Below are 11,132 nucleotides of genomic sequence, written 5' to 3'. Positions count from 1 at the left end.
GTCGGCGTGCCCGGAGGGCACTTCCGACCCCGCCGGCGTTTGCGGGGCGTGGGAATGTCGGGCGGAGCCGCTACGCGGAGACGGCCTCGCGGATCTCGTCCGCGAACGCGGCCGCGCTCGCCCTCAGCGCCTCGACGTCCGGTCCGTGCTTCAGCACGCCCCGCGACACGTTCGGGACGACATTGCGCACGGCCGCGCCGAAGACCTTCGGCAGGTCCGCCGCGGTCGCGCCCTGCGCGCCGAGCCCCGGCGCGAGCAGCGGCCCGTTGATGTCCAGGTCGAAGGAGGACAGGTCCCCCAGCGTCGCGCCGACCACCGCGCCGAAGGAGCCCATCGGCGCCGCGCCCTCGTTCTCCGCCGCCAGGTGCGCCAGCATCGTCGCGCCCACCGCCAGGCCGTCCTCCCGTACCGCCCGCTGGACCTCCGCACCCTCCGGGTTCGAGGTCAGGGCCAGGACGAACAGACCCGCCCCGGACTCACGGGCGAGGTCGACCGCCGGCTTGAGCGAGCCGTAGCCCAGGTACGGGGACACCGTCAGGGCGTCGGAGAAGAGCGGCGAGGTCGGGTCCAGGAAGGCCGAGGCGTACGCCGCCATGGTCGAGCCGATGTCGCCCCGCTTGGCGTCCATCACCACGAGGGTGCCCGCCGCGCGCGCGTCGGCGACGGTCCGCTCCAGCACCGCGACGCCCCGCGAGCCGAACCGCTCGAAGAAGGCGGCCTGCGGCTTGAACACCGCCACCGAGTCCGCCAGCGCCTCGACGACCGTACGGGAGAAGCGCTCCAGGCCCGCGATGTCGTCGTCCAGGCCCCACTGCGCCAGCAGCGCGGCGTGCGGGTCGATGCCCACGCACAGCGGGCCGCGGGTGTCCATCGCCTCGCGGAGGCGGGTGCCGAACGGGGTCACAGGGCTCACTACGCTGCCTTTCGGGTCTTGGTCTCGGCGCCCACGGCTTCGGCGAGCGTCGCGTACGGGCTGGTGGCCAGGCGCGCGGCCAGGCCCTTGTGGATGGCGCGGGCGTAGAACGGGCCCTCGTAGATGAAGGCGCTGTAGCCCTGGATCAGGGTGGCGCCCGCCAGGATGCGCTGCCAGGCGTCCTCGGCGTTCTCGATGCCCCCGACGCCCACCAGCACGATCCGGTCGCCCACACGGGCGTACAGGCGGCGCAGGACCTCCAGGGAGCGCTCCTTGACGGGGGCGCCGGACAGACCGCCGGTCTCCTTGACCAGGGAGGGGTCGGAGCGAAGGCCGAGGCCCTCGCGCGCGATCGTGGTGTTGGTGGCGATGATGCCGTCCAGGCCCAGCTCCAGGGCGAGGTCGGCGACGGCGTCGACGTCCTCGTCGGCCAGGTCCGGGGCGATCTTGACCAGCAGCGGCACCCGACGGTCGGTGACCACCCGGTCGGCGGCTTCCCGTACGGCGGTCAGGAGCGGGCGCAGCGACTCGGTCGCCTGGAGGTTGCGCAGGCCGGGCGTGTTGGGCGAGGAGACGTTCACGACGAGGTAGTCGGCGTGGCGGGCGAGGCGCTCGGTGGAGGTGACGTAGTCGCCGACGGCCTCCTCCTCCGGGACGACCTTGGTCTTGCCGATGTTGACGCCGACCACGGTGTTGAAGATGGGATTCCGGGTCGCCAGGCGCTCCGCCACGGCCGCCGAGCCCTCGTTGTTGAAGCCCATCCGGTTGATCAGCGCGCGGTCCGGCACGAGCCGGAAGAGGCGCTTCTTCGGGTTGCCCGGCTGGGCTTCGGCGGTGACGGTGCCGATCTCGATGTGGTCGAAGCCGAGCATCGACATGCCGTCGATGGCGACGGCGTTCTTGTCGAAGCCCGCCGCGAGCCCGAAGGGGCCGTGCATCCGCAGGCCGAGGGCCTCGGTGCGCAGTTCCTTGTACCGCGGGGCGAGGGCCGCGGCCACGAAGGTGCGCAGCACGGGGGTGCGGGCGGCGAGGCGGATCCAGCGGAAGGCCGTGTAGTGGGCCCGCTCCGGGTCCATCCGCTTGAAGACCAGGTTGAAGAACAGTTTGTACATCGTCCGAAATATCCCTTTGGCGCTCAAGAAAGGGGGGACACCGGTGGCTGTCGCCGGTGCCCCCCTTTCGTACGGGCTGTTAGTCGCGGGCCGCGGTCAGGTGCTCCGCGTGCTCCTGGAGGGAGCGGACGCCCACGTCGCCGTGGTTCAGCGCGTCGATGCCCTGGACGGCCGCGGCGAGCGCCTGGACCGTGGTCAGGCACGGGACGCTGCGCGCCACGGCCGCCGTGCGGATCTCGTAGCCGTCGAGGCGGCCGCCGGTGCCGTACGGGGTGTTGACGATCAGGTCGACCTGGCCGTCGTGGATGAGCTGGACGATGGTCTTCTCGCCGTTCGGGCCCTCGCCCTCGCTGAGCTTGCGCACCACGGTGGCGTTGATGCCGTTGCGGCGCAGCACCTCGGCGGTGCCGGAGGTGGCCATCAGCTCGAAGCCGTGGGCGACGAGCTCGCGCGCCGGGAAGATCATCGAGCGCTTGTCGCGGTTGGCGACCGAGATGAACGCGCGGCCCTTGGTCGGCAGCGGGCCGTAGGCGCCGGCCTGCGACTTGGCGTAGGCGGTGCCGAAGACGGCGTCGATGCCCATGACCTCGCCGGTGGAGCGCATCTCCGGGCCGAGGACGGTGTCCACGCCGCGGCCGTGGATGTCGCGGAAGCGCGACCACGGCATGACGGCCTCCTTGACGGAGATCGGCGCGTCGATCGGCAGGGTGCCGCCGTCGCCGGTCTTCGGCAGCATGCCCTCGGCGCGCAGCTCGGCGATGGTGGTGCCGAGCGAGATGCGCGCGGCGGCCTTCGCGAGCGGGACGGCGGTCGCCTTCGAGGTGAAGGGGACGGTCCGGGAGGCGCGCGGGTTGGCCTCCAGGACGTAGAGGATGTCACCCGCCATCGCGAACTGGATGTTGATCAGACCGCGCACGCCGACGCCCTTGGCGATGGCCTCGGTGGAGGCGCGCAGGCGCTTGATGTCGTAGCCGCCGAGGGTGATCGGAGGCAGGGCGCAGGCCGAGTCGCCGGAGTGGATGCCGGCTTCCTCGATGTGCTCCATGACGCCGCCGAGGTAGAGCTCGTGGCCGTCGTAGAGGGCGTCGACGTCGATCTCGATGGCGTCGTCGAGGAAGCGGTCGACCAGGACCGGCCGGGTGGGGCTGATCTCGGTGGACTCGGCGATGTACGACTCCAGGCGGGCCTCGTCGTAGACGATCTCCATGCCGCGGCCGCCGAGCACGTAGGACGGGCGGACGAGGACCGGGTAGCCGATCTCGTCGGCGATCGCCTTGGCACCCGTGAAGGTGGTGGCGGTGCCGTGCTTGGGGGCCGGCAGGCCGGCGTCGGCGAGGACCTGACCGAAGGCGCCGCGGTCCTCGGCGGCGTGGATGGCCTCCGGGGAGGTGCCGACGACGGGGACGCCGTTGTCCTTGAGGGCCTGGGCGAGACCCAGCGGGGTCTGGCCGCCGAGCTGGACGACGACACCGGCGATCGGGCCCGCGAGGGACTCGGCGTGGACGATCTCCAGCACGTCTTCGAGCGTCAGCGGCTCGAAGTACAGGCGGTCGGAGGTGTCGTAGTCGGTGGAGACGGTCTCCGGGTTGCAGTTGACCATCACGGTCTCGTAGCCCGCGTCGCTGAGCGCGAAGGAGGCGTGGACGCAGGAGTAGTCGAACTCGATGCCCTGGCCGATGCGGTTCGGGCCGGAGCCCAGGATGATCACCGCGGGCTTGGTGCGCGGGGCGACCTCGGACTCCTCGTCGTAGGACGAGTAGAAGTACGGGGTCTTCGCGGCGAACTCGGCGGCGCAGGTGTCGACCGTCTTGTAGACCGGGCGGACGCCCAGCGCGTGACGGACCTCGCGGACGACGTCCTCGCGCAGGCCGCGGATCTCGGCGATCTGGGCGTCGGAGAAGCCGTGGCGCTTGGCCTCGGCGAGCAGCTCGGGGTCGAGCTTCTCGGCGGCGGCCAGCTCGTCCGCGATCTCCTTGATGAGGAAGAGCTGGTCGACGAACCAGGGGTCGATCTTCGTGGACTCGAAGACCTCTTCCTGGGTGGCGCCGGCGCGGATGGCCTGCATGACGGTGTTGATGCGACCGTCGGTCGGGCGGACCGCGGTGGCGAGCAGCTCCGCCTTGTCGCCGACCGGGCCGACGAAGGTGAACTGCGAGCCCTTCTTCTCCAGGGAGCGCAGTGCCTTCTGGAGGGCCTCGGTGAAGTTGCGCCCGATGGCCATGGCCTCGCCCACCGACTTCATGGTGGTGGTGAGGGTGGCGTCGGCGAGCGGGAACTTCTCGAAGGCGAAGCGCGGGGCCTTGACGACGACGTAGTCGAGGGTCGGCTCGAAGGAGGCCGGCGTCTTCTCGGTGATGTCGTTGGGGACCTCGTCGAGCGTGTAGCCGATGGCCAGCTTGGCGGCGATCTTGGCGATCGGGAAGCCGGTGGCCTTCGAGGCGAGCGCCGAGGAGCGGGAGACGCGCGGGTTCATCTCGATGACGATGACGCGGCCGTCGACCGGGTCGATCGCGAACTGGATGTTGCAGCCGCCGGTGTCGACGCCGACCTCGCGGATGATCGCGATGCCGATGTCGCGCAGCCGCTGGTACTCGCGGTCGGTGAGCGTCATCGCCGGGGCGACGGTGATCGAGTCACCGGTGTGGACGCCCATCGGGTCGAAGTTCTCGATGGAGCAGACGACGACCACGTTGTCCTTGGTGTCGCGCATCAGCTCCAGCTCGTACTCCTTCCAGCCGAGGATGGACTCCTCCAGGAGCACCTCGGTGGTCGGGGAGAGCGTGAGGCCCTGGCCGGCGATGCGGCGCAGTTCTTCCTCGTCGTGGGCGAAGCCGGAGCCGGCGCCGCCCATGGTGAAGGAGGGACGGACGACGACGGGGTACCCGCCGAGGGTGTCCACGCCCTTGAGGACGTCGTCCATCGAGTGGCAGATGACCGAGCGGGCGGACTCGCCGTACCCGATCTTGGCCTTGACGGCCTCGACGACGCCCTTGAAGAGGTCGCGGTCCTCGCCCTTGTTGATGGCCTCGACGTTGGCGCCGATGAGCTCGACGCCGTACTTCTCCAGCACACCCTGCTCGTGCATGGAGATGGCGGTGTTGAGCGCGGTCTGGCCGCCGAGGGTCGGGAGCAGCGCGTCGGGGCGCTCCTTCGCGATGATCTTCTCGACGAACTCGGGGGTGATCGGCTCGACGTACGTGGCGTCGGCGATCTCCGGGTCGGTCATGATCGTCGCGGGGTTGGAGTTCACCAGGATGACGCGCAGGCCCTCGGCCTTGAGGACGCGGCAGGCCTGGGTGCCGGAGTAGTCGAACTCGGCGGCCTGGCCGATGACGATCGGGCCGGAGCCGATGACCAGGACGGACTGGATATCGGAGCGCTTAGGCACGATCGGCCTCCATCTGGGCGGTGCTCATCAAAGACGTGAAGCGGTCGAAGAGGTACGCGGCGTCGTGCGGGCCGGCAGCCGCCTCGGGGTGGTACTGGACGGAGAAGGCCGGCCGGTCGAGCAGCTGGAGGCCTTCGACGACCTGGTCGTTCAGGCAGACGTGGGAGACCTCGGCGCGGCCGTAGGGGGTCTCGGAGACCTTGTCGAGGGGCGCGTCGACGGCGAAGCCGTGGTTGTGCGCGGTGACCTCGACCTTGCCGGTGGTGCGGTCCTGCACCGGCTGGTTGATGCCGCGGTGTCCGTACTTCAGCTTGTACGTGCCGAAGCCGAGCGCGCGGCCCAGGATCTGGTTGCCGAAGCAGATGCCGAAGAGCGGGGTCTTGCGCTCCAGGACGCCCTGCATGACGGCGACGGGGCCGTCGGCGGTGGCCGGGTCGCCCGGGCCGTTGGAGAAGAACACGCCGTCCGGGTTGACCGCGTACACGTCCTCGACGGTGGCGGTCGCGGGCAGCACGTGCACCTCGATGCCGCGCTCGGCCATCCGGTGCGGGGTCATGCCCTTGATGCCCAGGTCGACGGCGGCCACGGTGAACTTCTTCTCACCGATGGCGGGGACCACGTAGGTCTCCTTGGTGGCGACCTCGGCGGAGAGGTTCGCACCCGTCATCTCGGGGGCCTGGCGGACCTTCGCGAGCAGCATGCCGTCGTCGGCGATGGCGTTGCCGGAGAAGATGCCGACGCGCATGGCGCCGCGCTCGCGCAGGTGGCGGGTCAGGGCGCGGGTGTCGATGCCGGAGATCCCGACGACGCCCTGCTTGACCAGCTCCTCGTCCAGCGAGCGCCGGGAGCGCCAGTTGGAGGGGACGCGCGCGGGGTCGCGCACGACGTAGCCGGACACCCAGATGCGGGAGGACTCGGGGTCTTCGTCGTTGACGCCGGTGTTGCCCACGTGCGGGGCGGTCATCACGACGACCTGCCGGTGGTACGACGGGTCGGTGAGGGTCTCCTGGTAGCCGGTCATGCCGGTGGAGAACACGGCCTCACCGAAGGTCTCCCCGTGGGCGCCGTAGGCGCGGCCGCGGAAGATCCGACCGTCCTCCAGTACGAGTACGGCGGGAGTTTTGTCTCCCCTGGTGGAGGTCGTCATCGTTCGGCGCCTTCCGTCGTGATGGATTGGTTCATGAGGTTGATGGCTTCGACCCAGGCGGCGTGTTCGGCCGCGCGGTCGGAGCGGAATCCGGAGTCGATCAGCTTGTCGCCGTGCGCCCATGTGACGACGAGCAGTCCGCCCTCGGTGAGTACCTTGCCCGCGATTCCCTTGTCGAGGCGGGCGCCGCGCAGCTGCGCGGTCGGTACGAAGAAGTCGGTGGCACCCGGTCGGACCACGTCGAGGCCCGCGTCGGTGAGCGTGAGCTCCACGCGACTGCGGACGCCCAGGCCGTGGGCGACGATCCGGTCGAGCCACTGTCCGGCGGTGGTGGACCCGTGGTACCGGCCGGTCAGGGCCAGCCGGTGCGCGGGGAGACCGTCGGGGGTGGCGGGCAGCTCCGGCAGGTCGTTCTGCAGGGCGCCGCGCCATTTCCAGCCTTGCCGCATCAGCCAGTACACGAACGCGATGAAGACGACCAGACCGATGACCCACGCGATGCGTGCGCCCCAGTCCGTCACCTCCGCCGACTGTCGTTCGGCGGCCTCGGCGGCCAGTTGGATTACTGCAGGTGTCACGCCAGCGTCCCGTCCACGACCGTTGCCCGGCCCCGCAGGAAGGTGTGAGTGACGCGCCCCGGCAGCTCACGGCCCTCGTAAGGCGTGTTGCGGCTGCGGGAGGCGAAGTGTGCGGGGTCCACGACACCACGGTACGAGGTATCGACCAAGGTCAGGTTCGCGGGTTCACCTGCCGAGACGGGACGGCCGTGGGCCGCCAGGCCGCCGATCCGCGCCGGCGCGAAGGACATCCGCTCGGCGACGCCCGCCCAGTCGAGCAGTCCGGTCTCCACCATCGTCTGCTGGACGACGGAGAGCGCGGTCTCCAGGCCGACCATGCCCATGGCGGCCGCGGCCCACTCGCAGTCCTTGTCCTCGTGCGGGTGGGGGGCGTGGTCGGTGGCGACGATGTCGATCGTGCCGTCGGCGAGCGCCTCGCGCAGGGCCAGGACGTCCTTCTCGGTGCGCAGCGGCGGGTTGACCTTGTAGACCGCGTTGTACGAGCGAACGAGCTCGTCGGTGAGGAGGAGGTGGTGCGGGGTGACCTCGGCGGTGACGTCGATGCCGCGGGACTTGGCCCAGCGGACGATCTCGACGGAGCCGGCGGTGGAGAGGTGGCAGATGTGGACGCGGGAGCCGACGTGCTCGGCGAGGAGGACGTCGCGGGCGATGATCGACTCCTCGGCGACGGCGGGCCAGCCGCCCAGCCCCAGCTCGGCGGAGACGACGCCCTCGTTCATCTGGGCGCCCTCGGTCAGGCGGGGCTCCTGGGCGTGCTGCGCGACGACGCCGCCGAAGGCCTTCACGTACTCCAGGGCGCGACGCATGATCACGGCGTCGTCCACGCACTTGCCGTCGTCGGAGAAGACGGTGACGCGGGCGGCGGAGTCGTGCATGGCGCCCAGCTCCGCGAGCTGCTTGCCCTCCAGGCCGACGGTGACGGCGCCGATGGGCTGCACGTCGCAGTAGCCGGACTCCTTGCCCAGGCGCCAGACCTGCTCGACGACGCCGGCGGTGTCGGCGACCGGGAAGGTGTTCGCCATGGCGAAGACGGCGGTGTAGCCACCGGAGGCGGCGGCGCGGGTGCCGGTCAGGACGGTCTCGGAGTCCTCGCGGCCGGGCTCGCGCAGGTGGGTGTGCAGGTCGACGAGGCCGGGGAGGAGGGTCTGGCCCTCGGCCTCGATGACGGTCGCGCCCTCGGCGGAGAGGTTCTGCCCCACCTCGGCGATGGTCTCGCCGTCGATCAGGACGTCCTGCGCCTCGCCACCGAGTACCTTCGCGCCACGGATCAGGATCTTGCTCATCTTTACTTGCTCTCCTCGATACGGGGCGTGCTGGTGGTGGTGACGGCGGGCTCGGAGCCTCCGAGCAGCAGGTACAGGACGGCCATCCGGGTGGAGACGCCGTTGGCGACCTGCTCGACCGCGGTGCAGCGGTCGGAGTCGGCGACCTCGGCGGTGATCTCCATGCCGCGGTTCATCGGGCCGGGGTGCATCACGATGGCGTGCTCGGGCATCTTCGCCATGCGGTCGCCGTCGAGCCCGTACCGGCGGGAGTACTCGCGCTCGGTCGGGAAGAAGGCGGCGTTCATGCGTTCGCGCTGCACACGCAGCATCATCACAGCGTCGGACTTCGGCAGCACCTCGTCGAGGTTGTACGAGACCTCGCAGGGCCAGCTCTCGACGCCGATCGGGACCAGGGTCGGCGGGGCCACGACGGTGACCTCGGCGCCGAGGGTGTGCAGCAGCTGGACGTTGGAGCGGGCCACCCGGCTGTGCAGGACGTCGCCGACGATGGTGATCCGGCGGCCGTTCAGGTCCTTGCCGAGACCCGCGTCGCGGCCGACGAGGCGGCGGCGCATGGTGAAGGCGTCCAGCAGGGCCTGGGTGGGGTGCTCGTGGGTGCCGTCGCCGGCGTTGACCACCGCGGAGTCGATCCAGCCGGAGGTGGCGAGCCGGTAGGGGGCGCCGGAGGCGTGGTGGCGGATGACGACCGCGTCGGCGCCCATGGCCTCCAGGGTCAGCGCGGTGTCCTTCAGGGATTCGCCCTTGGAAACCGAGGAACCCTTGGCGGAGAAGTTGATGACGTCGGCCGACAGCCGCTTGGCGGCCGCCTCGAAGGAGATCCGGGTGCGGGTCGAGTCCTCGAAGAAGAGGTTGACGACGGTGAGGCCGCGCAGGGTGGGCAGCTTCTTGATCGGCCGGTCCGCGACGCGGGCCATCTCCTCGGCGGTGTCGAGGATCAGGACGGCGTCGTCGCGCGTGAGATCGGCGGCCGAGATGAGGTGGCGCTTCATCTTGGATGGCTCCGTAGGTCAGGAGGGCAGGCTGGGATCTGGCAGGGCAGGCCTCGGCGCGGACCCTCCCCCGGCTACCGCTGGGAGGTGCCCCCAACCAGGGCCCGTGCGTACGTGTGGGCTACTGCCCGGCTGCCTGGGCGGTCCGCTGGCCGAGCAGCACGGCGTCACGGCCGTCCTCCTCCTGGAGCTGGACCTTGACGATCTCCCGCAGCGACGTGGGGAGGTTCTTTCCGACGTAGTCGGCGCGGATCGGCAGTTCGCGGTGGCCGCGGTCGACGAGGACGGCGAGCTGCACGGCGCGGGGGCGGCCGAGGTCGCCGAGCGCGTCGAGGGCGGCGCGGATGGTGCGGCCGGAGAAGAGCACGTCGTCGACGAGGACGACGAGGCGTCCGTCGAGGTCGTCGCCGGGGATCTCGGTGCGGCCGATCGCGCGGGCCGGCTTCATCCGCAGGTCGTCGCGGTACATGGTGATGTCGAGGGAGCCGACCGGGATCTTCGTACCGGTGATCTCTTCGAGCTTGGCGGCCAGCCGGCGGGCGAGGAAGACACCGCGGGTGGGAATGCCGAGGAGCACCACGTCGTCGGCGCCCTTGGCGCGTTCGACGATCTCGTGGGCGATGCGGGTCAGGACCCGGGCGATGTCCTGCGCCTCCAACACGGGGCGCACCACATCGGCGCTTTGGTCCGGCTGAGCCTGCGCGTTCTGAGCGTCCATGAAAAGGACCTCCTTCTCCGCCTCACGGGACGGACCTTAAAGGACGTCTGATGTACGTCTCACACGGTACCAGGGGCGCGGCGTCGAACCCGCACCGGGCTGGTGCGCGGGGGCGCGCACGGGGCTCCTGGGGCTCCTCTTGAGGGGGCGATGGAGACCATTCGGCTTGACGCACCCAAGTAACGCTGCGTAACCTCACAGTGAGTTACCAGCCGCGCGGCGGAGCCGCACGTGGTCATGTCGTCACAGCGTCCGGGAGCGTTATGTCCAGCGAATACGCCAAACAGCTCGGGGCCAAGCTCCGCGCCATCCGCACCCAGCAGGGCCTCTCCCTCCACGGTGTCGAGGAGAAGTCCCAGGGCCGGTGGAAGGCCGTGGTGGTCGGTTCTTACGAGCGCGGGGACCGCGCCGTGACCGTCCAGCGCCTTGCCGAGCTGGCGGACTTCTACGGGGTTCCGGTGCAGGAGCTGCTGCCCGGCACCACTCCCGGCGGGGCTGCCGAGCCGCCGCCGAAGCTGCGTCTCGACCTGGAGCGCCTGGCGGGCGTGCCCGCCGACAAGGCCGGCCCGCTCCAGCGTTACGCGGCCACCATCCAGAGCCAGCGCGGCGACTACAACGGCAAGGTGCTGTCGATCCGCCAGGACGACCTGCGCACGCTGGCCGTCATCTACGACCAGTCCCCCTCGGTCCTGACCGAGCAGCTGATCAGCTGGGGCGTCCTGGACGCGGATGCCCGTCGTGCGGTGGCCCACGAGGACATCTAGTCCCGGCCAGTACCAGCAGAAACGTTTACCGGCGGGTGCCGGGAGTTCGAGAGGACTCCCGACACCCGCCGTTTTGCGTCTGGGCAGCCACAGCCATGGCCAAAGCAGCAAAGCGGAGGGGGGGCGCGGCGACACCGCGGGCCCCCCCCCCCGGCGCACCCCCCCCCCGCGCCGCCCCCCGCCGCCCGCCCGGCGGGCGGCGGGGGGGGAGAAAAAAAAAAACACCCCACCAACCAA

The 11,132-nt window shown here is 70.6% G+C and carries 9 protein-coding genes; 1 reads left to right on the top strand and 8 read right to left on the bottom strand.

The features are described 5' to 3' along the window. Positions 1-70 precede the first annotated feature (70 nt). From pyrF to pyrR, 8 genes are all read right to left on the bottom strand, one after another. Entirely contained in the window at positions 71-913 is an 843-nt protein-coding gene (pyrF, locus tag ACFV9H_RS40235) for an orotidine-5'-phosphate decarboxylase (protein ID WP_385408759.1), read from the bottom strand. Then, the gene (locus ACFV9H_RS40230; RefSeq protein ID WP_385408757.1) at positions 913-2,025 is read right to left on the bottom strand and encodes a quinone-dependent dihydroorotate dehydrogenase; all 1,113 of its coding nucleotides are present in this window, start codon (positions 2,023-2,025) and stop codon (positions 913-915) included. The genes pyrF and ACFV9H_RS40230 overlap by 1 nt, the downstream gene beginning before the upstream one ends. Positions 2,026-2,104: 79 nt before the next feature. After that, entirely contained in the window at positions 2,105-5,413 is a 3,309-nt protein-coding gene (carB, locus tag ACFV9H_RS40225) for a carbamoyl-phosphate synthase large subunit (protein WP_385408756.1), read from the bottom strand. Further along, positions 5,406-6,560, bottom strand: a complete 1,155-nt coding sequence (carA, locus tag ACFV9H_RS40220) for a glutamine-hydrolyzing carbamoyl-phosphate synthase small subunit (RefSeq protein WP_385408754.1) — start codon at positions 6,558-6,560, stop codon at positions 5,406-5,408. The genes carB and carA overlap by 8 nt, the downstream gene beginning before the upstream one ends. Then, the gene (locus ACFV9H_RS40215; RefSeq protein ID WP_385408752.1) at positions 6,557-7,138 is read right to left on the bottom strand and encodes a hypothetical protein; all 582 of its coding nucleotides are present in this window, start codon (positions 7,136-7,138) and stop codon (positions 6,557-6,559) included. The genes carA and ACFV9H_RS40215 overlap by 4 nt, the downstream gene beginning before the upstream one ends. Then, positions 7,135-8,421 carry a dihydroorotase gene (locus tag ACFV9H_RS40210; RefSeq protein ID WP_385408750.1) on the bottom strand — a complete coding sequence of 429 codons (1,287 nt, stop codon included), beginning with the start codon at positions 8,419-8,421 and terminating at the stop codon, positions 7,135-7,137. The genes ACFV9H_RS40215 and ACFV9H_RS40210 overlap by 4 nt, the downstream gene beginning before the upstream one ends. Positions 8,422-8,423: 2 nt before the next feature. After that, the gene (locus tag ACFV9H_RS40205; protein WP_030294587.1) at positions 8,424-9,413 is read right to left on the bottom strand and encodes an aspartate carbamoyltransferase catalytic subunit; all 990 of its coding nucleotides are present in this window, start codon (positions 9,411-9,413) and stop codon (positions 8,424-8,426) included. Positions 9,414-9,534: 121 nt separating this feature from the next. Continuing rightward, positions 9,535-10,131: a bifunctional pyr operon transcriptional regulator/uracil phosphoribosyltransferase PyrR gene (pyrR, locus tag ACFV9H_RS40200; RefSeq protein WP_385408748.1), complete on the bottom strand. Its 597-nt coding sequence runs from the start codon at positions 10,129-10,131 to the stop codon at positions 9,535-9,537. A 263-nt stretch (positions 10,132-10,394) separates the two neighbouring features. Here pyrR and bldD point away from each other — a divergent pair, with 263 nt between their 5' ends. Continuing rightward, entirely contained in the window at positions 10,395-10,895 is a 501-nt protein-coding gene (gene bldD, locus ACFV9H_RS40195; protein WP_385408746.1) for a transcriptional regulator BldD, read from the top strand. Positions 10,896-11,132 lie beyond the last annotated feature (237 nt).

The sequence above is a fragment of the Streptomyces sp. NPDC059874 genome, from assembly GCF_042731135.1.
In the GTDB taxonomy this organism is placed as follows: domain Bacteria; phylum Actinomycetota; class Actinomycetes; order Streptomycetales; family Streptomycetaceae; genus Streptomyces.
This window is presented reverse-complemented; position numbering and strand designations above follow the sequence as displayed.

What these genes read in the sequence shown, in the direction of transcription:
- ACFV9H_RS40210 (WP_385408750.1), bottom strand. Translation starts at nt 8,421, where the DNA reads ATGAGCAAGATCCTGATCCGTGGCGCGAAGGTACTCGGTGGCGAGGCG.
- bldD (WP_385408746.1), top strand. Translation starts at nt 10,395, where the DNA reads ATGTCCAGCGAATACGCCAAACAGCTCGGGGCCAAGCTCCGCGCCATC.
- ACFV9H_RS40205 (WP_030294587.1), bottom strand. Translation starts at nt 9,413, where the DNA reads ATGAAGCGCCACCTCATCTCGGCCGCCGATCTCACGCGCGACGACGCC.
- pyrR (WP_385408748.1), bottom strand. Translation starts at nt 10,131, where the DNA reads ATGGACGCTCAGAACGCGCAGGCTCAGCCGGACCAAAGCGCCGATGTG.
- ACFV9H_RS40230 (WP_385408757.1), bottom strand. Translation starts at nt 2,025, where the DNA reads ATGTACAAACTGTTCTTCAACCTGGTCTTCAAGCGGATGGACCCGGAG.
- carA (WP_385408754.1), bottom strand. Translation starts at nt 6,560, where the DNA reads ATGACGACCTCCACCAGGGGAGACAAAACTCCCGCCGTACTCGTACTG.